Source organism: Streptomyces sp. NBC_01808 (genome assembly GCF_035917395.1).
Classification (GTDB): Bacteria; Actinomycetota; Actinomycetes; order Streptomycetales; family Streptomycetaceae; genus Streptomyces.
The window spans coordinates 5,568,226-5,593,117 of record NZ_CP109072.1 but is presented as its reverse complement, the minus strand read 5'-3'; the positions used below and the strand labels follow the sequence as shown (position 1 = coordinate 5,593,117).

At 68.0% G+C, this 24,892-nt stretch carries 21 protein-coding genes and 3 pseudogenes; 14 read left to right on the top strand and 10 right to left on the bottom strand.

Going from position 1 to position 24,892, the window contains the following annotated elements:
* Window positions 1-9: 9 nt before the first annotated feature.
* From OG946_RS24865 to OG946_RS24850, 6 genes and pseudogenes are all read left to right on the top strand, one after another.
* A pseudogene (locus tag OG946_RS24865) lies at window positions 10-337 on the top strand (carbohydrate-binding protein); the annotation flags it as partial.
* Between the two features lie 32 nt (window positions 338-369).
* Window positions 370-612 carry a hypothetical protein gene (locus tag OG946_RS24860; RefSeq protein ID WP_326800482.1) on the top strand — a complete coding sequence of 81 codons (243 nt, stop codon included), beginning with the start codon at window positions 370-372 and terminating at the stop codon, window positions 610-612.
* A 584-nt stretch (window positions 613-1,196) separates the two neighbouring features.
* Window positions 1,197-2,474 carry a hypothetical protein gene (locus tag OG946_RS24855; protein WP_326798224.1) on the top strand — a complete coding sequence of 426 codons (1,278 nt, stop codon included), beginning with the start codon at window positions 1,197-1,199 and terminating at the stop codon, window positions 2,472-2,474.
* Window positions 2,475-3,105: 631 nt separating this feature from the next.
* Window positions 3,106-3,522, top strand: a pseudogene (locus OG946_RS36190) (transposase); the annotation flags it as partial.
* Window positions 3,422-3,691 (top strand): transposase, encoded by a 270-nt coding sequence (locus OG946_RS36185; protein ID WP_442814473.1) that lies wholly within the window; start codon window positions 3,422-3,424, stop codon window positions 3,689-3,691. The pseudogene OG946_RS36190 and the gene OG946_RS36185, both read left to right, overlap by 101 nt.
* A 7-nt stretch (window positions 3,692-3,698) precedes the next feature.
* Window positions 3,699-3,869 (top strand): annotated as a pseudogene (locus OG946_RS24850) (leucine zipper domain-containing protein); the annotation flags it as partial.
* A gap of 1,982 nt (window positions 3,870-5,851) precedes the next feature.
* Here the strand turns inward: OG946_RS24850 and OG946_RS24845 are convergent.
* The 5 genes from OG946_RS24845 to OG946_RS24825 form a co-directional block, all read right to left on the bottom strand.
* Window positions 5,852-7,204, bottom strand: a complete 1,353-nt coding sequence (locus tag OG946_RS24845) for a hypothetical protein (protein WP_326798223.1) — start codon at window positions 7,202-7,204, stop codon at window positions 5,852-5,854.
* On the bottom strand, window positions 7,197-8,831 hold the full coding sequence (locus OG946_RS24840; RefSeq protein WP_326798222.1) for an NAD(P)/FAD-dependent oxidoreductase: 1,635 nt from the start codon (window positions 8,829-8,831) through the stop codon (window positions 7,197-7,199). The genes OG946_RS24845 and OG946_RS24840 overlap by 8 nt, the downstream gene beginning before the upstream one ends.
* Before the next feature lie 1,992 nt (window positions 8,832-10,823).
* A complete protein-coding gene (locus tag OG946_RS24835) occupies window positions 10,824-11,054 on the bottom strand; it encodes an anti-sigma factor family protein (RefSeq protein ID WP_326798221.1) in 231 nt (76 codons plus the stop codon).
* Complete coding sequence (locus OG946_RS24830; RefSeq protein ID WP_326798220.1) at window positions 11,041-11,721, bottom strand: RNA polymerase sigma factor; 681 nt, start codon at window positions 11,719-11,721, stop codon at window positions 11,041-11,043. Before OG946_RS24830 ends, OG946_RS24835 begins: the two co-directional genes overlap by 14 nt.
* Before the next feature lie 149 nt (window positions 11,722-11,870).
* Complete coding sequence (locus tag OG946_RS24825; protein WP_326798219.1) at window positions 11,871-12,131, bottom strand: anti-sigma factor family protein; 261 nt, start codon at window positions 12,129-12,131, stop codon at window positions 11,871-11,873.
* A 339-nt stretch (window positions 12,132-12,470) separates the two neighbouring features.
* On the opposite strand from OG946_RS24825, the gene OG946_RS24820 reads away from it, so the two are divergent.
* From OG946_RS24820 to OG946_RS24805, 4 genes are all read left to right on the top strand, one after another.
* Window positions 12,471-13,172, top strand: coding sequence for a flavodoxin family protein (locus tag OG946_RS24820; protein ID WP_326800360.1), 702 nt, complete (start codon window positions 12,471-12,473; stop codon window positions 13,170-13,172).
* A gap of 40 nt (window positions 13,173-13,212) precedes the next feature.
* Window positions 13,213-14,061: a hypothetical protein gene (locus tag OG946_RS24815; RefSeq protein WP_326798218.1), complete on the top strand. Its 849-nt coding sequence runs from the start codon at window positions 13,213-13,215 to the stop codon at window positions 14,059-14,061.
* Window positions 14,062-14,350: 289 nt separating this feature from the next.
* Window positions 14,351-15,610, top strand: a complete 1,260-nt coding sequence (locus OG946_RS24810) for a molybdopterin-dependent oxidoreductase (RefSeq protein WP_442814472.1) — start codon at window positions 14,351-14,353, stop codon at window positions 15,608-15,610.
* An 11-nt stretch (window positions 15,611-15,621) separates the two neighbouring features.
* A complete protein-coding gene (locus tag OG946_RS24805; RefSeq protein ID WP_326798216.1) occupies window positions 15,622-16,026 on the top strand; it encodes a hypothetical protein in 405 nt (134 codons plus the stop codon).
* A gap of 153 nt (window positions 16,027-16,179) precedes the next feature.
* On the opposite strand, the gene OG946_RS24800 is transcribed toward OG946_RS24805, so the two are convergent.
* Entirely contained in the window at window positions 16,180-16,527 is a 348-nt protein-coding gene (locus OG946_RS24800; protein WP_326798215.1) for a winged helix-turn-helix transcriptional regulator, read from the bottom strand.
* An 88-nt stretch (window positions 16,528-16,615) separates the two neighbouring features.
* On the opposite strand from OG946_RS24800, the gene OG946_RS24795 reads away from it, so the two are divergent.
* Window positions 16,616-16,804 (top strand): hypothetical protein, encoded by a 189-nt coding sequence (locus OG946_RS24795; RefSeq protein ID WP_326798214.1) that lies wholly within the window; start codon window positions 16,616-16,618, stop codon window positions 16,802-16,804.
* 155 nt (window positions 16,805-16,959) lie between these two features.
* On the top strand, window positions 16,960-17,883 hold the full coding sequence (locus tag OG946_RS24790) for an NmrA family NAD(P)-binding protein (protein ID WP_326798213.1): 924 nt from the start codon (window positions 16,960-16,962) through the stop codon (window positions 17,881-17,883).
* A 218-nt stretch (window positions 17,884-18,101) separates the two neighbouring features.
* Here the strand turns inward: OG946_RS24790 and OG946_RS24785 are convergent, their stop codons facing one another.
* The 3 genes from OG946_RS24785 to OG946_RS24775 all read right to left on the bottom strand — a co-directional run bounded on the left by OG946_RS24785 (window position 18,102) and on the right by OG946_RS24775 (window position 22,475).
* On the bottom strand, window positions 18,102-18,788 hold the full coding sequence (locus tag OG946_RS24785; RefSeq protein WP_326798212.1) for an MFS transporter: 687 nt from the start codon (window positions 18,786-18,788) through the stop codon (window positions 18,102-18,104).
* A 289-nt stretch (window positions 18,789-19,077) separates the two neighbouring features.
* Window positions 19,078-20,397: a hypothetical protein gene (locus OG946_RS24780; RefSeq protein ID WP_326798211.1), complete on the bottom strand. Its 1,320-nt coding sequence runs from the start codon at window positions 20,395-20,397 to the stop codon at window positions 19,078-19,080.
* Between the two features lie 1,751 nt (window positions 20,398-22,148).
* Window positions 22,149-22,475, bottom strand: a complete 327-nt coding sequence (locus OG946_RS24775; RefSeq protein ID WP_326798210.1) for a hypothetical protein — start codon at window positions 22,473-22,475, stop codon at window positions 22,149-22,151.
* A gap of 415 nt (window positions 22,476-22,890) precedes the next feature.
* Between OG946_RS24775 and OG946_RS24770 the strand changes: the two genes are divergently transcribed.
* Together OG946_RS24770 and OG946_RS24765 are read left to right on the top strand one after the other, a co-directional pair.
* Complete coding sequence (locus OG946_RS24770) at window positions 22,891-23,835, top strand: hypothetical protein (protein WP_326798209.1); 945 nt, start codon at window positions 22,891-22,893, stop codon at window positions 23,833-23,835.
* A 113-nt stretch (window positions 23,836-23,948) separates the two neighbouring features.
* Entirely contained in the window at window positions 23,949-24,608 is a 660-nt protein-coding gene (locus OG946_RS24765; protein ID WP_326798208.1) for a hemerythrin domain-containing protein, read from the top strand.
* A 22-nt stretch (window positions 24,609-24,630) separates the two neighbouring features.
* On the opposite strand, the gene OG946_RS24760 is transcribed toward OG946_RS24765, so the two are convergent.
* Entirely contained in the window at window positions 24,631-24,813 is a 183-nt protein-coding gene (locus OG946_RS24760) for a hypothetical protein (RefSeq protein ID WP_326798207.1), read from the bottom strand.
* Window positions 24,814-24,892 lie beyond the last annotated feature (79 nt).

Here is a 24,892-nt window from a genome sequence, read left to right as displayed (position 1 = left end):
CCACGGAGCGTGACGCCACGTCAGCGACTCAGGACGGCACACCACTCAAGTTCGAAGACCCGCGTATCCGCCGGCCCGGCCAGCGCCGCCGCCGACTGCGCGGCCGGGTGGAACAGCTCGGCGGTCTACTGGGGGGGACGACCTGGTCTCCTACGAGGGCCGCAACTGGGTGGCCAAGTGGTGGACGCTGGGCGAGGTGCCCGGCACCACCGGACAGTGGGGGGTCTGGGCCGACCAGGGCGCCTGCGGCAGCGGAGGCGACCCAGCGGCTGACGCCCCGTCGGGGTCCGTGGTGAGCGAGGCGCAGTTCAACGGGATGTTGCGCCGCTCCAGGAACAGTGCGCCGGCCCCGCCCCACTGGACGGTGACGTGCTGGACGCCGCGATCGGCGGAGGCCTTGCCGTCCGGGCCGGCCCCGCCAGCGAGGAGGGCAGGCTGCAGGCGCTCGCCGTGGACGGCGAGACCGTGCGCGGCTCACGCACCGCGACGTCTGCGGCCATCGCCCTGCTGGCCGCCATGGCGCACCGCGGGGGCGCCCTCGCCCGGCGTCAGGTCGCCGACAAGAGCAACGAGATCCCGGCCTCGCACCCCTGCTGGACGGCATCGACCTGACCGGCTCCGTGATCACTGCCGACGCCCTGCACCCCCGGCACGCCCACGGCGCCTGCCCTGGCGCGAGATCACGCTCGGCCACTACGAGCGCACCCAGGCCCACCACCGCCTGGAGATCCGCAAACTGAAGACGGCCACCTTCGCCCACATCGACTACCCGACGCGAAGCAAGCTCTCACCGAGCTCCCTGCCTGGATCCGGGGCCACCGCAAGATCGAAAACCAACTGCACCACGTACGGACCGCACCTTCCCTGAGGACGACTCCAAAGTCCGCACCGCCGTCCTGCCCCGCACCGTGGCAAACATGCGCAGCCTCGCCGTCAGCGCACACCGCCAGGACGGACGCACCAACATCGCCGCTGCCCTGCGCCAGCCCGAGCAGAACCCGGTCCGTCGCTCAAGCCATCCTCGCCCCCAACAACACATGGGACCAAACTCGTTGAGAAACCGAGTGAACTGCTCCGGCACCTCTTCCGTTGTGAACCAGCACGGGCAAGCAGGCCCAGGGGGCGTCAGGACCGGCTCCGCCGCAGTCCCTCACAACCTGTAAGCCCGAACCACACACCACACCAAGGGAGAAAGCATGGGAAAGAAGAAGGACCGAAACAAGGTCGCACACTTTATAAACCAATACCTGGAAAGCGATAATATCAGCCGGAGGGATTTCTGCGAAAATACAATATTCGAAGGCAAAACGATGCATCATACCGCCCTCAACGAGTGGCTAAAGGAAGCAGAAAGGGGGGAAATCGCAGGCGTAGACTCGGAGAGCGTAAAGAAAAAGAAGAATTCGGAAAGGGAGAAAGCGGAAAGGGAGAAAGCGGAAAGGGGGAAATCTCTTAGAGACTGGATTGACGACAACCCCGATCGCCCCTTGGCGGAGTACGCTCGGCACAGTGGCATTCCCGCCAATACGCTGAGGGATAGAATACGGAGGGAGATACAGCACAACGAATTCGGCCTGCGTGATGCGCTGTCGGAGAAAAAAGAAAGGCTGCCGGCGGCACCTCACACCCAGAGGCGCCTTACGTACGGCGGAAAGGTGGAGCTCAAGCGTGGGTTTGTCGGGCAGCAGCAGCGTCTTACCATGGAACAGTATGCACGCACCACCGGTGAATCACCGACGACAGTTAAAAAAGTGTTGCGCGATCGGAAGGTGGAGGTACCGGGCTGGTCTCAAGAAGAAATAAATAAGGCAATCATAGAAAGGGAACGTTTGTATCGAAAGGCGGTCCACGAAACTCGCGGGGGTAGAAGGCCGGCGGTAGCCGGCTCCTCCAACCCCGCCGGCCCCTCTTCTGTCGAACCCGACAACACCGTCGCCCCACACATCCGAGATCATTTCCCGGTGGATTACGGCACCACCACTCAGCGCCACAGCGGGTGGGAGGCGCCCTACGACCCGTACAGCCAGCCCACTCAGCCTTCATCTTCGTTTGCGGCGCCTGGCTGGGGGTCGGGTGTCGCCGTCACCCAGGGGGACACACCCGCCGGGTGGTCAAACAACGCGAACACCTTCCCGCCAGCCCCCCCGCGGCACCTCCCCCCTGGCACTTTCGGTACGGCCCCTCAGTACTCCAGCAGTCAGTACGGCCTGGGCCCCGCTGGTCCGTCTACGGCGCCCTATGCTTCGCATGGCGACTGGAATGCCAACGGCGGGTACACCCAGGAATCGTTTCCTCAGCATACGGGCGGCAATCCTTGGCAGCCGCAGCCGCAGCCGCAGCCGCCCGGCGGCGACCCGACCATGTATTATGCCCCGGGCACGGGTGACTACTCCGCCAGCTCCTATACCCCACCCCCCCGGCAGCACCCCCAGAGCCCCGGCGGCCCGAGCCAGCGTGCTCAGCACCCGAAGTGACAGTCGAAACCGTCGCCAGCACAGCCGGAACGCGAACCGGACGGGCAAACGATACGTTTTCGCGGGCACCGGGTGAACGCCGTGCGCCGACGACCCGCCCGCGCCCCTGGCCCATGGCGTCCACGCCCTGGACACCGCCGATGCCATGACCGAACAACGAGCCCCGACGTCGCGGCGGTGTCGGGAGCGCCGGCGGCGCGCCCCCGGCCAGTCGCCGGTACGCCGGTAACTCCGCCAGCGCGTACGTCACGCCGCACCGCCGGACGCCTCATCCTGACAGACGCAGGACACCAACGTGAGCCGGGCGCCGAGGGGACGGCGCCTGAGAAGGCTTCGGAACAGCAGGTCAATCGGGGTCTTCGAACTTGAGTGGTGTGCCGTCCTGAGTCGCTGACGTGGCGTCACGCTCCGTGGTCTTGTGCCGGGCAGCTCGGCCCTGAGCGCAAGCTGCCCGTGGCCCTGAGTGATCATTTCTGTTCTCTAGGCAGAACGATCAAGCGGGAGCCACGGGCTTGCTTAACGATTCGACGTTGCTGCTCGATCTCGACGGTGTGTCCGTCGTTCGGGTCGAGCGGCTGGCCGATGGCAGACGCCGGGTTCACCTGGTCACGGCAGACGAGACCGCCCGGGCATGCCCGGCCTGCGGGGTGTTCGCCACCCGGGTCAAAGGCTCAGCTTGTCCTACCTTCCAACCATGGTCCGGCGCCGTACCACCGCCGGGTCCCGAGGCCGGCGCGGACGCGCCAGTGATCCGGAGTGGAAGGCCCGGCGGCGCCTGCTGCGCAACCGCGAGGACCTCACCGACGAGCAATTCGCCACCATGTGGAACACGCTGCTCGGCGAGGGGAAGACCGGCCAACGGCTGCTCACGGCCTGGATCGCCAAAGAGAACCTGCGCAACCTCCTGGCCCTGGCCCGCACCGGCTCCGATCGCCATCAAGTCGGCCATGCCCGCTGGAAGTTCCTCACCTGGTGCGCGGACTCCGACATCCCCGAGGTGCGGCAGCTCGCGACCACAGTCGACCGCTGGTGGCCCGAGATTGAGGCGTTCATCCACACCCGGGCACAGCAACGCCAAGAGCGAGGGCATCAACCGCGTGATCAAGCTCGTCGCGCGCAACGCGTTCGGATTCCGCAACGCGGACAGTCAGCGGCTACGGACACGCTGCGTCACTACCCGCCGAGCCCGCGGGCACCTCCGCACCGCTCAACTTTGAAGACCCCCCAATCGCCCACGTGGTGGCCGAGATGGGCGTCTCCCGTGCGTGCGCGTCGAAATGGGTCAACCGGTCCCGTCGGCACGGTGAACTCGGTCTGCTGGACCGTTCTTCAACACCTCGACGCCAGCCGACGGCGACGAGCTCTGCGGTCGTGGCCAGGATCGAGGCACTCCGCCCTTCCCTCACCGGGAGTTGTGTTGTCTCCTCGGCTGCAACCGGTACTACGGCCACCTCCGACGCCCCCCGGCCCACGTCCACTTCCCGGGTTCACCGGTTATAGGACGCGCCGCTTCCGATGACGTCTCTCCGCAGGTCATCGGGCCGGGGAGGGCCTCCCCAGTTCCCGCCGCCACCTTCGATACGTTCCGCGCCCCATACGCCGGGGAGTCCTTCACGGCTGCCCGTCCAGGATCTTCACCGCTTCCATGGCCTTCGCCCCGATTTCGAGAGGCTCGGCACTCCCTCGTTCCACCCGAAAGAGTGGCTGAGTAACGACGCCACAGGCTTCGCGTGATGCTACGGACCGTATCGTCGCTCCCCCTGGCAGGGCCTTTGACGCTGGGCTTCGACGCCGGACGTTTCCCTCCGACGCCACCAGTCTGCTACCGGGCCTCCTGACAGCTACCCGGACCGGACTTCCACCGGCAGGCGACGACGAGCTTCCGAACAGCAAGAACACCGCTACGTCACGGTGTCACCTCCTGTTCTGCTGGGCGCACGAAAAAACGTCAGTCAAGTTCAGAAGCGTCGGTGACGACGGGAGTTACTCCGGGTGCGGAGTTACTTCGAGGACCGAGGAGACGATTCTTTTTGCGGTACTGGTCTCGCAGACACTGACGGGCCACACCGAATTCTCCATTATCCCTCACAAGCGAACCCAGGACTCTAGCAGCATCCCTGACATGCAGCAAGAACCGCTCTTCATTCTCGGTTTTCTCCAGTGATTCACCCCGCTCAGTAACACGGGCCAAAGCATATTGATAGAGATCACGCCGTTCTTCCTCGAGAGCCCTCCTTCCTTCCTCCGTGAGATGTTGCGGGGCTGCCGGGCCTTGCCCAACGCCTCTCCAGCGAATCCAGTAGTCACAGAGTCGGCGATCACTTCCCCCTGACGGGTCCTGGCCTTCAGACCACAAAATTTCCAGGCGCGCCGGAACATAAGCAGAAAAGGCCACGAATTCTGCCATGTCCGCCCAAGCTTCGCGCTGTTCAGCAGAAGTTCTGGGTGCCATAGCTCCTCACTCTTCTACGCAGAATCGCCTTGTCGGACTCAGCGCCCCGCAGTGGAGAGCGCCAGAAAGGCACCGCGGCCAGCCCGACGGGCGGACCACCGATAGCGATCGACACAGGAGGCTGCCTGCATCGGGGAGCAACTCACGCCTGCCCGCGGCGAGCCCCCCTGACGGACGCGACCAGCGGACGGATCTGCCCGTGACAGGGAGAGGTAGCCGGCACCTTCACCGCAGCCCTGCTGCCGACCCCGGTTCGGGAGGTCACTACGGGAGATCTCTCATTGGTTCATCATCACCAACAGGTGCCGGCAAGCTCTATGCCAACCAGCCGGTGACCCCACCGCCGAGCCACTCCAGTTGCTCATGCGCGCCGGCCTCGGTCACATAGGGAGAAATCACCGTGTCGCATCCTTCCTCGATCCGACTTACTCTCGTCACGGCGGCGCGTATCGTTGCGCTGCTTGGCTCAAGATTCGTTCATTTCGGATGCCGACCTGACCTCACGGTGTCAGCCGCAACTGTTCCATGAGCTGCAACGGAAATATGCGGTGCCCGGTTCAATCCCGGCTTCGGCGCGAGCATCTGCATGCCCTACCGGTCTCAGCGCGTGATGGCGGCACCGGTGTAAGGGCAGTTGAAGCGGCTCGGCCACGACAGGCTGCGGAATTGCGGACGTCGGCGGCGGTCCGGCACGTGACGGCGGATGGCGCTGCGGGCCCGCATCGTGTTGCGGGCGGGCGAGGGCCGCCGCCGCAAGGACGTCGCGGAACTGGAGGGGGTGCCACCGCTATGTGCGGCACGGCACCACGAACCTGTTCGCCGCACCGAACATCGCCACCGGCGAGGTGGTCGGCGACTGCAATCCCGCTGCCCTCCCCACCACCCCGCATCACCGCAGGTCAAGACAGAAACCACTGCTGGAGTACTACGAGACCAGAATGGGCATGAGCAGAGCCACGCAGGTGATCAGGCTCCACAGAGCGGGGGCAGCGCTCAGGGTCTGGGCGTGACGCGCGGTCGCCCTGGCCGCGGCCGCGTCGCTGCGGGTCAGGTGCCAGGGGCTGACCCGCTCCTCCAGCCGCTGGTACACCAGGCCGAGCACGGCGCCGTAGGCGAGGTGGCCGACGAGGGAGGGGAAGGACTCGGCCAGCGCGGAGGCGCTCCACCGGGGCGCGGCACCCAGCAGCAGAGGAAGCAGCGTCAGGTTGCCCAGGATCCACCAGAGGAACCCGTAGGACACACCCCAGCCGATCGCCGAGGCCGGATCGAAGCTGCGACGGCGGAAGAAGACCGCGTAGGTGACCCCGACGATCTGGGAGATCAGCAGGTGGACGACGAGGCCCACGACCGCGGAGCCGGAGCCGACCAGGGACGCGACGGTCGGCAGGAATCCCACGGCGACCATGACGCCGGTGAACGCCGCGCCTCCCGCCAGCCCGGCGACGACGCCGTGCCAGATCGAGATCACCCGGCCGCCGGCCGCCAGGCGGCCCTCCAGAGCATGGCGCACGTCATCGGAGAACACCGCGCGCGACAGACCGCCCAGCCAGCACGTCAGCAGGGCCGCACCGGCTCCGAGCAGGACGTAACCGGGCAGATCCGCCACGGCGGAACGCACCGCAGCCGCCGACCACCGCAGCCCGTCGCCGTCCAGCAGCGGCGCGACCGTCACCGCCGCGAGCACCCACCACACGAACCCGAAGGCGGCGCCGCGGATCAGGGCGGGGCCGCTGCCCTCGCGGACATCGCCGAAGATCAGCGCGTACGAGGCGCCGGCCAGCGCACCGACGAGCAGCCCGCGCCAGCCGAGGCCGAGCACCGGGGCGACGAGCAGCCAGGCGGCCGACGCGCGCGCCAGCAGACCGGGCCTGAGCCTGAACCGGTGCTCTTTGCGCGAGAGCAGGGCGAGGCCCGCGGCCGTGGACGCCCCGTAGGCCAGGTGGCCGAAGAGGCTGGGGATCAGGTCCCGCGCCGTCGCCACGTCCCAGGCCACGGGCTCGCCCAGCAGGACCGGCAGCAGCGTCAGCGGCCCGAGGAACCACCACAGCACGCCGTACGAGAGCCCCCAGAACAGCAGTTCGCGCTGGTGCGCCACCAGCTTGCCGAAGACGCTCCCGACGATCGCCGCGATCAGCAGGTGGACGGCGAAGCCCACGGCGGACGAGTCGGTCCTGACGATCGCCGCGACGGTGGGCAGGAACCCGATCTCCGCCATCACCGCACCGAAGACCAGCCCTCCGGCGAGGCCGGCGAGGGCCCCGAACGCGGCGTTACGCATGACGGTCATCCTTGGCCGTGAGGGCGATGTCCCTGGGAAAGACCAGGTCGAGGGTCCAGTCGGCGAGTACGCGCAGCCGCTTCTCCGCACCCGGCAGCTTGCTCAGATAGACCGAGCGCCACAGGATCCAGGCGAGGAAGCCGGAGACCCGCCGGCCGCCGATCTCTCCGGCCGCCGTGCGGTGCCCCAGCGAGACCAGCACGCCGAGCCCGCCGAAGCGGAACGGAGCGGGACGGCGTCCGCCGAGAACCGCGGCGATGTTCCCGGCCACCGCCTTGCCTTCGCGGATCGCGTGCTGCGCGGTCGGCGGGTAGACCCCGCCCTCCGGGTCGGGGATCTTCGCGCAGTCGCCCAGCGCCCACAGGCCGGGCACGTCGGGGACCTGCATGGTGGGTTCCACGGCGGCCGGCTTCGGCATGATCTGCTGCACCAGCGGGTTCGGCCGGTTGCCGGCCGTCCAGGCCAGGGTGCGGGTCGGGATGGCCTCGCCGGAGTCCAGCGTGATGTCCTCGGCGGTGGCCTTGCTCACGCGCGCGCCGAGGCGGAACTCGATGCCGCGTCCGCCGAGTTTGCGCTGCGCGTAACCGCCGAGCGTCGGCGACAGCTCCGGCAGCAGCCGCTCCCCCGCGTGCACGATCACGAATCTGGGCTGCAGCCCGTGCAGCCGCGGATAGTAGTGGAGTACGTCGTGCACGAGGTCGAACAGCTCGGCCACCAGCTCCGTCCCGGCGAATCCGCCGCCTGCCACCACGAACGTCAGCAGCCTGGCCTGCTCGGCGGGGTCCGGTTCGAGATCGGCCTGCTCCAGCGCGCCCAGCACGTGGTTGCGCAGCCTGGTGGCGTCCTCGACGGACTTCATCGGAAAGGCGTGCTCGCCCACTCCCGGCAGGTCGAAGAAGTGAGGTACCGCACCGACTGCCAGGACCAGTTGGTCGTACGGCACGCGGAGCATCCCCTCCTGACCGGCGTGGACGTAGGCGTTGCGGGTCTGCGTGTCGATCGAGGCCACCCGCCCGTGCAGGAAGGAGGCATGGTTGAGCCCGGCACGCACCGGGGCGCTCACGTGCCGGGCCTCCACCGTGCTGGAGGCGACGCCGACCAGCAGCGGGGTGAACAGCAGGAAGTTCGAGTCGCTGATCAGCGTCACGTGGGCGTCGAGCCCGCGGCCGATCCGCCGGTCCAGTTCACGCGCGGCCCCCACGCCGCCGAAACCACCACCCACGATCACCACATGGGGCTTGGCCCGCGGGGGCTCCGGCCGGGGCGGGCGCCAGCGGGAGAGGGCGTGGAGGGTGAGCCCGGCGAGCGCCCCGAACAGGGCGGCGCCGACGAGCTCGTCGAAGCGCGACACGGCCACCTCGATCGTCCAGGACGGCTCCGCCCCCTCCAGGGCGGGAGCGAGGGTGAGTGCCCACGTCACCCAGTCGAGCAGGCCGACGAGCAGACCGACGGAGAAGGCCGAGCCGTTGCTCTGTCTGTGGTCGCCGAAGAGGAGCCCCAGCACGGCTCCCAGCACCACCGTGTGCGCGGCCCATGGGATCCACGACGGATCCGTCACGACCGCCACGACCACGCCCGCGGTCAGTCCGGCGACGATGCCGGACAAGAGTCTTCTGAGCAGGGTCATGGCTGTCTCCGGTAGTCGCATTGCCTCCGCCCGAAGAGGACGAGGGCGAAGGCGATGCGCGACCTGAGGACTCCGGCGCCCGCCATCAGACGTTCAGTGCGGGCGCGCCCGCCGAGCGTTACACGTCCCTTGGTGGAAGGGCGCCTGCGAGTAAGGCGCCTCAAGGTTCCCGGACATGCACGGTGCACCGCCGGCCTGCCGGGTGCTGTGCGGTGTGCGCATCAGCGCGCTCAGCGGCTACGACGCGGCAGACGGGTAGTCGTGGGCGGCTGAGGGGGTGCGCTGTGGCCGCCGGAAGCCGCAGGGGCAACGCCGCGGTCGCCGGCTCCCGGGGGGCGGGGCGGCGGGAAATGTGCAGCCGGAGCCTCGCGCATCGGCGGGAGGGTCTGCGGTTCGCTGCCCCCGTAGCCAGGGATGTTCCCCGCGGGCGGTCCCTGCGGGTGACCGTGGCCGCCGTAGCCGCGGTTATCGTCGGCTACCCGTGTGCGGTACGCAGACTCCTCTAGCGAATAGTCCACAAAGGCGCGAAACGACGGGAGGTTCGGTGGCCCGCTGTCCGCGTAGGCAGGGGTGTTCCCCGGGGGCGGTCCCTGCGGGTCGCCGTGGCCGCCGTAGCCGCGGTTATCGTCGGCTACCCGTGTGCGGTACGCAGACTCCTCTAGCGAATAGTCCACAAAGGCGCGAAACGACGGAAGGTTCGGTGGCCCGCTGTCCGCGTAGGCAGGGGTGTTCCCCGGGGGCGGTCCCTGCGGGTGACCGTAGCCGCCGTAGCCGCCGGCTCCCGGGGTGTGATCCCCGGGCGGACGGAAACCCGGAGCCAGAACCGCCATCGACGGGTGGGCCTGGACGCCGGCCCCGAGGGCATCGCCGTCTCCCGCCGCGGGTGGCGCTACAGCACCGGCAGCGGCCTGGACGCCGGCGCCGAAGGCATCGCCGTCTCCCGCCGCGGGTGGCGCTACAGCACCGGCAGCGGCCTGGACGCCGGCGCCGAAGGCATCGCCGTCTCCCGCCGCGGGTGGCGCTACAGCACCGGCAGACTCCGCCGGCCCCAAGCCCGCCGCACGCCGAGCACCGGCCCTCGCCAAGGGATGGTTGCGGGGCAGGAACAGGAACTTCTCCGGCTGGTCGGGCACATCCATCACCCGGTCCTCATACCCGTAGTCTCTCAGCACCTGCGCCGTCGCCGGCCCCAGAAAGGTATTCTTCCCCGGGTGCCTGCGAGTCAGATACTCTTCCAGGCGCGATTGGTCGGGGGGCAATGCGGGACGTTGACCGGCCGGCACATCCTGCGCATCGAAGAATTTCTTCAGCTCAGCCGCGACCTCATCGTCGGTCCGTACCACACGAGTGCCAGCGGGTTGGAATTTGAACTTATCCACCCTGCCAGGCTGGTTGGGGACGGGCGTCACCCGGTCTCCATACCCGTAGTCCCCCAGCACCTGCGCCACCGCGGACCTCATCTGGCCATCGCTACCGGGGCGCGCGTTGTGCAGGAACCTCCCTAGGGGGGTATTCCAGCTGGGCAATCTGCCGGTTCCGTCGGGATTCCGGGGTTGCGATTCGAAGTGTTCCCGCAACTGGACCGCACGCTCAGCATCGGCCTGTTTCCGACGTTCCTCCTGGCGTTGCACAACGATCTCCTCTCGGCACGGAACCCCGCCCACGCCTCCCGCCTCGGCGAAGGGGGTACACCGTCACTACGGCTCCGCCCGCCCGAAGGTTCACCCTCCCAGCCCTCAACGCCCCCGGCAGGACACGACCGCCAAAATCATCTGAACTCGGTCCTGCATACCCTCGCCGTCTGCCAGATCCGCGACGACGGGCGCGGGCAGGACTGCTGCGCAGGATCGATGTGGGGAAGACGCCTTCGGAGACCCACAGGGCCCTCAAGCGGCACCCCTCCAACGTGGTCTACCGGATCATGAAACGAGATCAACGGAACCACCTCACTCAAGCCGCTTGACACACAGAGGCGCTACCGGGTGAAGAGGATCACTGCCGCCGCCAGTCCTTGAAAGCGCTGAGCAGTTGCCGCCTGGCGTCCGGTGAGATGCTGTCCGGGGTCAGCTCGCCCGTCGTGGCGATCGTCTGCCGGAATTGATCGAGGTAACGCTCGCACCCGGGGCATTCCGCCAGGTGCTCGACGAAGCGCCGCTCCTCTCCTTCGGGCAGAGCGCCCTCGAGGAAATCGGTCACGAGTTCTACGAAGTCAACGCAGTCCACGCTCGTCTCCTCCCGCCGCGACGTCATAGGCACTGGGCACGTAGCCCTCCAGTTTACGGCGCAGGAAGGCCCTGGCCCGATGGAGGAGGACGCGTTGGTTGCCTGGCGAGATCTCCAGCAGGGAGCACACTTCCTCCGAGCCGTACCCTGCGACGTCGCGAAGTGTGATCACCGTGCGGAGGCGGTCCGGCAGTTCGTCGAGCGCCTCGGATATCACCCCGAGGACTTCGCCGCGCAGCACGTGGTCCTCGGGAAGGTTCCAGGGACGCGGTTCCTGCCCGACGGCCCAGTGCCCGGGGTACTCCTCGCCGGGGCCACGGAACCGTGAGGCATCCACCGTCGGCCCTTCCTCCTCCGGCAGCAGGCTGGCGAAGGGAACGGTCCTGCTCTCCTTCGTACCGCGCGCCTTCGCCGTGCGGACCAGGATCCGGTACACCCACGTCTTCAGGGACGAACGGCCTTCGAAGTCGCCGATCCCCCTGATGACCGCCAGCCAGGTGTCCTGGACGGCCTCCTCCGCGGATGCCTTGGTCGACACGAATGACCTGGCCAGCCGGAGCATGCCGCCCGACCAGGCATCCAGCACCAGGGCGAACGTCTCCTCGTCACCGTCACGCAGCCGCTGGACCAGGACCTCGTCCGCTGGCAGTTCGCGTGCGCCCGCCATTCGCCTCTCCTTGCCGACCGTCAACGTAGGGGGTCAACTCAGGAGGTCAGCTTAGGGCAGGCCGGCGCGTGCGATCGCCGGCTGCTGCATCCGTTCATCTCCCGGTAAGAACATGCGCAGCCGTGCACATCGGGCTGCGGCCGGGTCCGTCAGCCTTGCCGCAACGATCGGAATACGCACCGCAGGTGGTCGCGCGTCTCCGTGGTCAGGCGGGTCTCGGGCAGCTCACCCAGCATCGCGACGGTCTGCTTGACCTGCTCGAGATAGGTCTCGCAGTCACCGCACCGAGACAGGTGCACGAGGAAACGAAGCTCGGCCGGCTCGTCCATGGCGCCGTCGAGAAAAGCGGTCACCAGCTCAACGAACTCGTCACATGACACCTGCCTGACCTCGCTCTTCCGCTCTTCCACCAGCCCACCAGGATACCCAATGCCTGAACGACGTGTTCACAACGTCGTTCATTTCCAGCCGTTGTCGAGGACGAGGGCAGCGTGGGCGATGACGCCGATGCGGCCCCGATCGCCGCCCTCGTCCGCCACCTCGACCAGGTGCGGGACCCCGGCCAGGACTCCGACCGCCTCGCCGCGCTCGCCGGGGTTCCTCCAGGCGGTCCCGGACCCGCGCCGTGTGCGCGGCCGTGCACCTTCTCTACCACCCTCGTTCACGGCGAACGCGCCGTGATCGCCCAGGCCCAGATCGCCACCAAGAGCAACCATGTAACGATCGGCGCGCGAGTCGCACTGAGGAGCATGGACTACGACGACCTGCGTGCGCTGTTCCTCAACTGCACGTTGAAGAGGAGCCCGGAGCGCAGTCACACACAAGGCCTGATCGACGTCAGCTCGCAGATCATGGAGAAGCAGGGGGTTCACGTCGAGCTCCTCCGGCCGATCGACCATGAGATCGCCACCGGGGTGTGGCCGGACATGACCGAGCACGGCTGGGAACGTGACGCATGGCCGTCGATCTACCAGCAGGTGATGGCCGCCGACATCCTCGTCATCGCCGGGCCGATCTGGCTGGGTGACAACAGCTCGGTCGCCAAGCTGGTCATCGAGCGGCTGTACGCCTGCTCGGGCCTGCTCAACGACGCCGGTCAGTACGCCTACTACGGGCGTGTGGGCGGCTGTCTGATCACCGGCAACGAGGACGGCGCCAAGCACTGCGCCATGAACATCCTGTACAGCCTCCAGCACCTGGGCTACACGATCCCGCCGCAGGCGGACGCGGCCTGGCTGGGAGAGGCCGGACCGGGCCCCTCCTACCTCGACCCGGGCTCCGGCGGTCCCGGCAACGACTTCACCAACAGGAACACCACGTTCATGACGTGGAACCTGCTGCATCTGGCCCGGCTGCTCAAGGACGCCGGCGGCGTTCCGGCGCACGGCAACCAGCGGTCGCAGTGGGACGCCGGGTTCCGGTTCGACTTCGAGAATCCCGAATACCGCTAAGCCCGAGTACCGCCAGCACCTCAGCAACGAGAGGCCGAACATGACCGTCGAATCCGTCGAGACCGTCCCCACCTGCGCCTACCCGGGCTGCACCAACCCGCCCGAGCCGCCCGCCCCCGGCGCGCAGGGCCCGGCGCCCCACTTCTGCGAGCATCCCGAGCACAACGCACTCGGCGCGTTCAGGAAATTCCGCGCCAAGCGGCAGCAGCGCAAGGAGGACAAGCGCGCGGCAGCCGAGGCGAAGGAGGCGGCCACGGAGGCGGCCACGGAGGCGGCCACGGAGACCCAGGTGTCCGGGCAGGTCCCGGACGCCGATGCGGCGCCCCCGCGGCCTGCGGCAGCCCTCGTCGCCGATGCGTCACAGCAGGCGACGGCCGAAGCCGCGAACGGTGAGGTGACGGCAATGACGTCGGCATCGATGGTCGACGGCGACCATGCCGCTCGGTCACGCGACGCCCTCGTGGCGCTCATCAAGCAGCTCTCCACCGATCTGCCCGCCTACATCGAGGAGCTGGCGGTCATCACGGACTCCGCGGCGGCCGAGGCCCGGATCGAGACGGTCACCCGCGCCTTCGCGCAGCGCATCCTGGTCGCCGAGGAGCGGGCCTTGCTCGCCGAGGAGGCGGGCGACATGGCCGTCGCCACGCTCGATGCCGCACAGGAGCAGTTCGCCGCGCAGACCGCGGCGATCCGCGAGGAGACGGCCCGCCAGGTGGCGGACGCCCAACTCGTCCGGGCCGAACTGGAGCGCTACCGCGGGCGCGTCGACATGCTCGAAGTCCGGCTCGACGCCGTCCGCGACGAGGCCGACGAACTGCGCCGCGAGAAGGCCGCGCGCGCCGTCACCACCGAGCACGAACGGCCGCGCCCCGCTGCGCAGGGGTCCTGACCGGCCGTCGACCCGCGTGCTCGTCGCGAGTGTTGCTTCATCCCCCACGAGCGAGGGCAACGAGAACCACCCATCTCACCAGCGCCAAGGGTAAGAAACTTCGAATCCCGGGACCGGTCGAAGCGGTGAGTTCCCGAGGAATCACCCCCCTCCTGAATTTATGAGCGCTGTTACGGACCATGAACTGTGCGTGCATCTGCTGGCCTTCTCTGGACGCTTTCGGCGCGGTCAGAGTTTCGTAAGGAGGCAAAACCTGTGAATGCTCTTGCCGGGGGAGTCGGATAGGAACATGCAATCGCGTATCCGTCCTCCCTCGTTCTCCGGGCGCCTGCACGAGCCCCGCACCGCCACTGTTGTGGGACGGCTGCTCGGGCTCGCCGTGCTGATCTGTTTCCTCACCGGGCTGGTGAGCCATCTGCTGCAGGAGCCGCCGGGGTGGCTGATCGGGCACCTGCCGACCAGGCCGGTGTCGGGGTATCGCGTCACCCAGGCGCTCCATGTGATCAGCGGGATCGCGGCGATCCCGCTGCTGCTGGTGAAGCTGTGGACGGTGTATCCGCGGCTGTACGAGTGGCCTCCGGTGCGCGGTGTCGGGCACGCGCTGGAGCGCCTGTCGATCGCGGTGCTGGTCGGGGCGATGACCCTGGAGCTGTTCATGGGGCTGCTCAACACCGCCAAGTGGTATCCCTGGCCGTTCTCCTTCCGGCTGGTGCACTACGCCCTTGCCTGGGTGATCGTCGGCGCGCTGCTGGTGCACCTGGGCGTGAAGATGCCGCAGATCGTGGCCCATTGGCGCCGCCCCCGGGTGGCGGCCGAGCCGGAGCCGGCGGTCGCGGCGGCCGGGCCCGAGGCGGCGGTCGTCGCGGCCGGGCCCGAGGCGGCGGCGGGAGCGGACGAGGCGGCCCGGCAGGGCACGCCGGGCACGCCGGCCGAGGGCGCCGAGCCCCGTGCCGTAGCGGCCGACCGCAGGTCTCTGCTGGTCGGTCTCGGCGTAGCCGTGGGCACGGTGACCGTCGTGACGGCGGGCCAGTCGGTGACCCCGCTGGCCCCCCTGAACCTGCTCGCCCCACGCCATCCCGACCACGGTCAGCAGGGGCTGCCGGTCAACCGCACGGCACGCGCCGCCGGCATCGGCCGCCAGGCCGTGGCGGACTGGCGGCTGAGCGTCGGCGGCCCGGCCGGCTACGAGCTGACGCTCGATCAGCTACGTGCCCTCCCGCAGCACTCCGCGACGCTGCCGATCGCCTGCGTCGAGGGCTGGTCGAAGTCGGCCCACTGGGAGGGCGTGCGGATCAAGGACCTGCTGGAGCGGGCCGGGCTCCCCGACGGGGCACGGCTGCGCGTCGTCTCACTGCAGACCCGCGGCGGATACGCCGTCACGGAGATGGACCGCACGTACACCCGCGACGACCTGACGCTGCTGGCGCTTCGGCTCAACGGCGAAGTCCTGTCGCCGGACCACGGCTATCCGGCCCGCGTCATCGCCCCCAACCGCCCCGGTGTCCTGCAGACCAAGTGGGTCACCCGACTGGAAGTGATCTCCGCATGAGACTGAGTGCGATGACCGCGGTGCGCCTGCTGCTGGGTGTCGCGGGCCTGGGCATGGGGGCGGTCGGCGTCGAGTACCTGCTCACCGAGACCCGGGCGGGCACCGTCCGGGATGTACTGGTGTGGGCCGGCGGCACGTTGATTCTGCACGACGGGCTGCTGGCGCCGGCGGTGTTCGCCGTCGGACTGCTGCTGGCCGGAAGGAGGCTGCGCGGCGTGTGGCGGGCCGGACTGCTGACCGCGGCGACGGTCACGCTGGTGACGCTGCCAGTGCTGCTGCGCCCCGGCAAGCCGGCGGACCCGTCGGTGCTGCCCCTCGACTATCCGCAGGGCCTGACCGTGGTGATGGCAGCCGTCGCGGCGGGCACGGCCGCGACGGCGGGCCGACACGTGTGGCGGCGCCGGCAGAGCCGCTGACGACACCACGGACGGACCACCCTCCCGATTCGATCCCACTCCTCACGCAGGCGTCGCAGGTTCGACCCTGTCCAGGACACCGACCCGGTCACCAGAGGTGATCAACCGTGAAGCGGGCCGGTGGATCCGGGTGAGGCAGGAAGTCATTCCGCGTCATGTCTCGCTTCGCGTGGGGAGATTCCGTTCGCTCCAGTGCGACAACGGCTGAAGGGCGGAGATCAGCTCTTCAGCGTCGGGAGTGAGGGCGTACGTGATCTGGACCGGCGTGCTGGGGACGACTGTGCGTTCCATGAGCCCGCGGCTCTGCAACTGCTTGAGTCGCAGTGTGAGCTGCGGATCCGAGATGCCCGGGACCAGAGCGCGGTACTCCTTGAACCGGCGGGCACCCCGGGCCCCGGCGAGCAGGATCGGTCCCGTCCAGCGCACCCCGATGATGTCGAGCGCGCGCAGGATGCGGTGGCAGCTCTCCTCGTCGACAGGGGAGTCAGGCGATTCAGTCACTTCTCCAGGATAAGTAACTTCGGTGCTCTTTGTCGATGCAGGCCGCCGGGCTGGATGCTTGACCCGGGCCGGCGAGAAGGAGGGCACCATGACCGCACGAACCGCGCCGACGGAGCGACGGGTGGACCGGGTTGTCACCAAGGTGGACATCGGTCCGACCCCCATGTCCGACCACAGTGCGCTGATCATTCCGCCGGGCGACGACGCCTACCGCGACTTCCATTCCGGCAAGTTCGGCAGCATCCCCAGGCATACGCGCTTGCCCGCCGGGGCTTGACCGACCGCGCCCACCGCCGCAGGCACCCGGAACACCTCCACCGCCCCTCGGAGAGAACCCGAGGATCAGCCGCCCGGATATCGCGACGCCGCACCGGGCGGCTGACCATCCACAAGCAGATCGAACAAGGAGTAACCGCAATGACGACAGTACTGGTGGCGGGCGCCACCGGAAGCCTCGGCAGCCTGATCGTGAAGAACCTTCTGGAGCGCGGCGCGGACGTACGCGCGCTGGTCCGTCAGTCCTCGACGGACAAGCTGGCGGCACACCCGAAACTGACGCTGTGCGTCGGCGACCTGGCAGACGGTGCCGACACACTGCAGCGGCACGTCGACGGTGCGGAGGTCGTGGTGTCCGCCGTCCAAGGCGGGCCGGAGGTCATCATCGACGGGCAGCGGGAGCTGCTGCGCGCCGCGGAGCGGGGCGGCGTACACCGCATGATTCCGTCCGACTTCTCGGTCAACCTCTTCGGGTACGGCTACGGCATCAACGTCCTGTCCGACCTGCGCCGAGTGTTCGCCGACGCGTTCGCGACCTCGACGGTCGCGCGCACATCGGTGGCGATCGGCGCGTTCCCGGAATATTTTCTTGGCCCGGTCCACGAGGTGCTCGACCCGGCCGCGGGCACGTTCTCGGTCTGGGGCGACGGCATGCGCCCGATCGACATCACCACGATTCCGGACACCGCCGCGTTCACGGCCGTGATCGCGCTCGACCCGAAGACCGCGGGCCGCGAGGTGCACGTGGTCGGCCAGCAGCTTTCCATGCTGGAGCTACGGAACGAGATCGAAGCGGCGTCAGGGCGGCGGTGGGAACTGGTGCGCAGGGGCACGCTTGACGACCTGCGCGCGGAAATCGCGCGTCGGCAGTTCACGGCCTCCAGCGTGGTCGCGTACGTAGCGCTGCAGTACCAGATTGCGATGTTCGACGGAACGGCCTCGTTGCGGGACGTGCGCAACGCGGACTACCCGGACGTGATACCGACCTCGGTGGCTGCGTACCTGGCGGGCCGGGGCGCGGCGCACTTCGCGGTGTCCCAGGCGGCCCAGCACCGAAGCGAGTGGCCGACCGCCGTCTGAGATTCATCGCTGGGCACCGTCCCCGGTAGACGAGAAGCGGACAGCCGATGCCGCTGTAGCGTAGGGGTCGTTTCGTCCAAGTGGTTGGTGTCTGGCTCCGGCGGGTGAGGAACTCCTCTCGGTCTTCCTCTCCCCATCGACCTGGGACGCCGATGGGGTCAACGACGGCGATGGCCGCGATCCCGGCGGCGGCGAGGCCGATGCCGAGCATCCTGCGATCACTCTCGCCGATCAGGCTCGGGCCGTAGACCAGACCGCCGAAGCCGAGCGTCGTTACGCCGACGCTGCCCCAGTCGATGGAGCTGACCTGCGGCTCGCCGATGTCCTCCAGCTTGCGCAGCCCGAGCACGGTCGCCGCGGCCGCGAGCGGCAGTTCCACCACGAACAGCGGCCCGCCAGGAGCCGACTTGCAGGATGAGCCCGGACACGGTCGGCCCGAGCGCGGGCCCCGTCGACATCGCCAGCGTGACGTGCCCCATCAAATTGCCGCGATGCTGCGCGGGGACGACCGCCATCAGCGGCGGCATCATCACCGCCGTGCCGGCGGCCTGCACGATCCAGCCGGCCAGCAGCACCGCGAACGTCGGCGCGACCGCGGACACGAGGGTGCCCGTGAGGAACGTGCCCATGGCGACCGCGTAGGCCCGGCGGGTCATGACCCGCTTCGGGAACCAGCCCGTGACGGAGATCACCGCGGCCATGGTGAGCATGCACGCCGTGGACACCCACTGCCCCGACTGCTCGGTGACGTGCATCGACTCCATCAGCCGCGGGATCGCGTTGACCATGATGGCCTCGTTGAGGATCACCACGAACGTCGCCAGGACCAGCAGCCGCACCACCGGCGGCGGGTCGCTTCGATATCGCAGCTCGCCTGTCAGCTCCTCGCTGCGGTTCCTGATCACAGTCACCGCGCAGCCGAGGGCCGCCGGACTGGAAGCTCCGTACCTGCCACCGAGGCAGACCCGCGGACGGGCCGGAAGTCGTCGGCCGGCCCGCTGCCGCGAGAGGACGCAGGCGGAGCCTCCGCCGGATGCGAACCGACGGCTCGCCGCCGCCGTGAGTCCTCTTCACCGTCGTCTCCGACGCGCCCCTTCGCCGCCCTACCCGGCCTGCTGACCAGCCCCTTCCACAAGGAGTCCGGCGGTCCCGTGGGACCATCGCCGGCTCAGTCAGGTCCCGGCCACGTTCGCATCACCTGCGGTGCCCCTTCCCCCTCGGCCGGGTGTGCCCGTGGTCCTGAGGGGGCGGTTGCGCAGTACCGGGCGTGCCGAAGCTCTGGCTGTAGGCGATCGGGCCGTACTGGCTGTAGCTGACGGTGCCGGGCGTGCCGGCGAAGCTCGGGCTGTAGGCGGTCGCGGGGTACGGGGGGTGGCTAGCGGTCTGGGATACATCATCGGCGAAGTCCCCGCCGGAGCCGGTCCGGTCAGGCACCGGATCAGCATGAGTGAGGAGGGCCGGGTTCACGGTGGGCGGGTTCGGTAGGCGGAAACTGCCGGGAACCTGCCCCTGCCCGCTGCCGCCGGCGTGAGCAGACGGCCGGCCGTACCCGGTGTACAGGAAGTCGGCCGGGCCGGCAGACGACTCCTCCCCCTCCGACTCTGAGCCGTATCCCAACCAGGGGTTGCGCAACCAGGACGCTGACGGATCTTGCGCGGCACTGCTGTCGAACGACTGCCCCTGCGAGGAAGCTATCGCTCCCCCCCGGTTCCCCTGTTCTCCCGCGGCTTTCAGCCACCTACTGAGGCGCGGTTGGGTTATTGTCCCGCCCGGATTCTCTCGGTTATAACTCTCTACGAAGGCACGCTGACTCTGACCCGATGTCGAAAATTCCTTCAGCACACGCTCCTTGTCCTGTGCACTGGAATTTCTCGGGCGATCTCGTGCCGCTTTCAACGCTACTTGGTCCACGTCAGGAAATCGATCCGGATCGCCTTGCGCGGCTGCCACCCATTCTCCGACTTTGTATCGACTGATTGTCGTGCCGGTTTCTTCACTATACTGCTCCGCGAACGCTGTCAAACTCGTACCGGACGCCACCCACGCATTCACCACCTCCGCCACCTTCTTATCGGAGGAACCATCTCGCGCCGCTTTCAACGCTACTTGGTCCACGCTAGGAAATCGATCCGGATCGCCTTGCGCGGCAGCCACCCAATTTCTGACGCTGTATCGACTGATTGTCGTGCCGGTTTCTTCACTATACTGCTCCGCGAACGCTGGGAAATTCTTACCGGACGCCACCCACGCATTCACCAACTCCGCCGCCTTCTTATCGGAGGAACGATCTTGCGCCGCTTTCAACGCTACTGGGTCCACGCCACGAAATAGATGCGGATGCTTTTGCGCGGCAGTCGCCCAATCTCTGACGTTGTGTCGACTGATTTTCGTGCCGGTTTCTTCACTATACTGCTCCGCGAACACTGTTTTACTCTCACCGGACGCCGCCCATTTTTTCACCACATCAATCTTCACCGCCAAGCTGTAAAGATCGCGCGATTGATTCGTTGGCATGCGTTCTCCTTGGGATTGAGGTCAAGCTGTGAGAGTTTGCCGGGCCTGCAAGAAGCCATGGTGTCCGCTCCCGGCCCTGCACGCTGACAAGCAGAATGCCCAGCAACATGAACTGGCGGAACCAGACCGCCACAGTCAGGTCCCGGCCACGTTCGCATCACCTGCCGGGCCGTTGCGCATTTCCCTTACCGGTGTACCCGTGGCCCGGAGGGGGCGATTGAGGCGCACTGGACCCGCTCCCCTGCCCCGCATACCCGCCGCTGGCATAGCCGGCGGGCGTGCCGAAACTCTGGCTGTAGGCGATCGGGCTGCGCGGGGTGTAGCTGACGGCGTAAGGCGTGCTGTAGGCGGCCGGGGGGGACTGGGAGTGGCCGGCGGTCTGGGATGGACCGGCGAAGCCCTCACCGAAGGCGGTCCGGCCACCCCGCTCGTAAAGGAGCTCGGCCGGGTTCACGGCGGCGATCGGGCTCGGAGGAGCAGACGACTGGCCGTGCCCGGTGTGCAAGGAGCCGGCCCGGCCGGCAGCCCACTCCTCCCCCGACCCCGACTCTGAGCCAGCTCCGCACCACGGGTCGTGCGGCCAGGGCGCTGACGGCTCTGTGGGCGCGGCGACGGACGACGCACCGAGTTGCCCCGTCGCCGCAGGGACCCACCCCTCACCCCCGCCCCCGTACGGGGCAGCCACCGGCTGACCCCGCTGCTGAGGCAGTTGCACGGGTTGCACGGGTTGCACGGGACGGTCGCCGAACGACTCGAACCGCGACGGAGCCACCACTCCCCCCTGGTTCCCCTGTTCTCGCGCGGCTTTCCACCTGCGGACGCCAGCTTCGGATATCGTCCTGCCAGGGTTCTTTTTGTTATAGTCCCTCACGAACCCAATTATTCCCTGGCCGGATGCCCCCAATGAATCCAGCACATCCGCTTTCTCCTGCTCACTGAATCTACGAACGCGATCTTGCGCCCGCCGCAACGCCCCATCTTCCACGCCATCAAAGAGGAGCGGGTCGCGTTCCGCGCGTTTTGCCCAGTTACGGAAGAGGGTTTCAGTGATTTCCCTGCCGGGGTTTCTTTGGTTGTACCCTTGCACGAACTCGTTTCTACTCAGACCGGATGCCGCCCACTCATTCAACGCCCCGATCATCACTTCCCGCTCGGGACCACGGCCTTTCTGCGGTTGATTCTTTGGCATGCGTCTCCTTGGGATTGAGGTCAAGCTGCGATGGTTTGCCGGGTCTGCGGGGAAGCATTCATGATCACGGTGGCTGCCCGCATGCCCGCACCCACCCCCGGCGGGACGCCGGCCAGCGCCGACATCGGAACCACTGCTGCCGTGACAACCCCGGAGCCTGCAACCACCCTGGCGCCTCTGTGGGCATGGCCTGCGCTCTCCTTCTGCTAGCGCCGGTGCACCCAAACGGAAACAGCCTCTAACGTCCAGACCCGTGTGCAGGGCCTGGTGCCAACGCTGCGACCGTGGGGACCGGCACCGTGCGATGTGGAATCGTGGGAACCGCCGGCGACCTCTTGCCCGGCGAGGGTTTTCGCTGCCGGCCAGGACCGGGCACACCTCGTCGCCTTTGCCGCCGAGGGAGTTCCGACCTGACCTGGCATTCCGGCAAGCAACAACGGCCCCGCGCCGCCAACGGTTCACCCGAGGGCCCGCGTCCCGCCACTCTTGACGTCCCCCCGCCACATCACCAAAGCCACCCGGTAACCGCCCTCCCCACGAGGGCACCGACGCGCCGGCCCCGTCACCGCTGGTCTCGGTTGGCTCCACGGTCGTGCGCGCCCACCGGCACGCGGCCGGGGCCGCAGGAAGCAACCCCAACCGGTGCTGCGCTGGCGCGTACGCCCTGAGGATGGTCTGGCTCACCGCTGCCCTCCGCGTCAGACGCACCCCCGCGCCGCGAAACGAACTTCGCGTCCACCGGTTGATCGACACCCGCGGCCCAGCCGTCCTCGGACTCCGGCGACTCCACCTGCTGCCAGGTATCGCCGTCGTCGAAGGGCACCTCGACCTCCGGGGTGTCCACGGCCGCGTCCGGTGAGGCGTGGTTCTGGGCGTACACCGGGATCACGACCGGGAGGTCGCGGCCCCCCTGCCCCGGCGGAGGGAGATCCTCGACGGCCGGATCCGATCGACTCCCCGGCGGTACGGGACCTCCCGGCATGACCCGCACCCCACCCGCGCCGCACCGGTCCCGGAGACCACCGCCGCGAGGGCCGCCCGGATCGGCCCCGTCCAGCAGGCGCTGTGGCAACGGCGGAGGCGGGCGAAGGCGGCAATCGGCAGGCTCGGACCTGTCTACGTGACCGCACGCACCCGGCAGCCGGTTTTGAACCGGATCGGCAGGTGATGCGTTGTCACCACTGGACTGCGCGATGTTCGGCTGCCGGAGGGTGCTGTGCCGTTGAACGACTACCACATGACTGCTGTGCAGAGGCTTCCCCGCAGCAGCGGATGCCGTTGTGGGAAGGGACCGGTGAGGTGAGATGGCTGACACCCAACGGCCTGCCGACAGTGGTCCAGAGCGGAAACTGAATAATGTGCTCAAGCAGTTGTCGGGGCTGTTGGAGCGGCGGAAGGTCCTGATCGAGCTGCGGAAAGGGGCATGGCTGGCGCTTCCCTGGCGGGAAGAGCCTCTGGAACAAGCGCAGTTCGAGCAGGTGTCGCAACGCGAGGGACAGCGCGGGTTGCAGCAATTCTGCACCGAGCTGTTCAATTTCGGCAAGGCGTTGCTCGCTCAGCAGCCCTCCCCAACGCCATCGGGCTCCCAGCGCCTGCAACTCCTGGGAACAGAGCATGAAGAGATGAGCCTTCGCGAGCTTGAGCTGCAAGTAGCGGAGGAAACGAGGGAACGGCACTGGCCACCTGATGTGCTGGAAGCAGCGAGAGCACAGCCACCGACGCCCGGGCAGGAGCGAATCCTCAAGTTGACGCAAAAGGTACGGGAGTTGACACAAAGGGCACGGGAGTTGGCTGACGAAGTACAACAGTTCCGGGAGCAGATGTCCCCCAGCCATCACGTGCCGCCTCTGCAGATGCCAGCCCCGTCAGCCGCGCCTCCGGCACATGCAGAGAAGGGTCAGACTTCGGCGCCTGAGCCTGCGCCGGCACCCCTGTCTCCGGCAGAAGCTGCCGCGCGAACGATTATGCAACGCGATGCGGCACAGATGGCTGCCATGCGACACCAGATGACCCAGCACGAGATCGTGACGATGGTCAAAAAAGAACTGGGCTATTCGCCCTCGGCACTGGCCGACGCCATCCAGGGCCACAGCCACGCCAATACCGCCATCGCATCTGCGGTTTCCAGCCACGCGCCGAGTGCGCAGGGAGAACGACCCGTCCCCTCCACAGAGAGCCGGCCCACATCCCCGCCAGCCAGGACGGCCAGAACGTCCCCTTCCCACCCTACGGGGCGACGTTCACGCTGATAGCCATCGAGAGTGACGTTTCTGCCGGCCGTGTAGCCCGGGTAGGAATCGCGGCTCTGCCACGTGGTGACTTTGTCCAGCCCTCACCTCTCGTGTACGTACGCAAGGAAGCCATGGCAAAGCACAAACCGCAACCTGCGGACAGCAGGGGCGTGTACGCGGTCCACACCATGTTCCGGCGTGAGTTCGATGCGCTGCCGGCGCTGATCCGTGGTGTTTCGGCGCCTGACCGGGCACGGACGCAGATCGTCGCCGATCACGTCGCTCTGGTGGTTGATCTGGTGCATGCACATCACCGCAGCGAGGACCACCACTGCTGGCCCACGTTGGCAAGCCGGGGGCCGCAGGACGTGGCGCCCGTCGTCGAACTGATGCGGTCACGGCACCAGACCGTTGAGGCGATGCTCCGGGCCACCGAACGCCGGATCGCCCTGTGGCGGGTGTCGGGCACGGCGGAGGACCGCGACGCGCTCGCTGACGCGATCGACGGAGTTCTTGCACCGCTCGGCCGGCACCTCGATGCCGAGGAGGAGAAGATACTCCCGCTCATCGACCGGTATCTGACCGCCGACGAGTGGGCCGACGTCGCCGGCAAAGGGCTCGGCAACGTACCCCGTACGAGAATTCCCGTGTTGTTCGGGATGCTGCTGCAGGATGCCTCCAGCGAGCACCGTGCTCTGTTCAAGAAAGCCATGAGCACTGCGGTGTTCGCGGTGATGTCCAGGGTTGGCCCGATCGCCTTGAAGCGTTACCGGCGCAAGGTTTTCGCCTGATCGGAAGCGTCTGCTCCACGCCTCACCTCTCGCCATGGCCTTCTGGCGCAACGCCCTGGGCTTCGCCACGCTCGGACTGTTCCTGCTGATGCTGCGCCGCCGTGAAGCCGTGCGGGTCGCGCGCGGAGAGCGCGGCCTGCTGCGCCGGGAACAGTGGCGGCCCCTGGTCTTCGGCTTCCTCGCGGCCACCTCGCTCGTTCTCCACTTCGCGGCCTTCATGACCAGCACGCGGATGACCACGGTCGCCGCGGCGACGCCGCACAACCCGCCCCGCGACGACAGGG

Coding starts and splice junctions, on each gene's coding strand:
- OG946_RS24845 (WP_326798223.1), bottom strand. CDS start 7,204: ATGCGTAACGCCGCGTTCGGGGCCCTCGCCGGCCTCGCCGGAGGGCTG.
- OG946_RS24795 (WP_326798214.1), top strand. CDS start 16,616: ATGACCGCACGAACCGCGCCGACGGAGCGACGGGTGGACCGGGTTGTC.
- OG946_RS24815 (WP_326798218.1), top strand. CDS start 13,213: ATGACCGTCGAATCCGTCGAGACCGTCCCCACCTGCGCCTACCCGGGC.
- OG946_RS36185 (WP_442814473.1), top strand. CDS start 3,422: ATGCCCGCTGGAAGTTCCTCACCTGGTGCGCGGACTCCGACATCCCCG.
- OG946_RS24770 (WP_326798209.1), top strand. CDS start 22,891: ATGGCTGACACCCAACGGCCTGCCGACAGTGGTCCAGAGCGGAAACTG.
- OG946_RS24820 (WP_326800360.1), top strand. CDS start 12,471: ATGGACTACGACGACCTGCGTGCGCTGTTCCTCAACTGCACGTTGAAG.
- OG946_RS24805 (WP_326798216.1), top strand. CDS start 15,622: ATGACCGCGGTGCGCCTGCTGCTGGGTGTCGCGGGCCTGGGCATGGGG.
- OG946_RS24780 (WP_326798211.1), bottom strand. CDS start 20,397: ATGCCAACGAATCAATCGCGCGATCTTTACAGCTTGGCGGTGAAGATT.
- OG946_RS24840 (WP_326798222.1), bottom strand. CDS start 8,831: ATGACCCTGCTCAGAAGACTCTTGTCCGGCATCGTCGCCGGACTGACC.
- OG946_RS24830 (WP_326798220.1), bottom strand. CDS start 11,721: ATGGCGGGCGCACGCGAACTGCCAGCGGACGAGGTCCTGGTCCAGCGG.
- OG946_RS24855 (WP_326798224.1), top strand. CDS start 1,197: ATGGGAAAGAAGAAGGACCGAAACAAGGTCGCACACTTTATAAACCAA.
- OG946_RS24765 (WP_326798208.1), top strand. CDS start 23,949: ATGGCAAAGCACAAACCGCAACCTGCGGACAGCAGGGGCGTGTACGCG.
- OG946_RS24810 (WP_442814472.1), top strand. CDS start 14,351: ATGCAATCGCGTATCCGTCCTCCCTCGTTCTCCGGGCGCCTGCACGAG.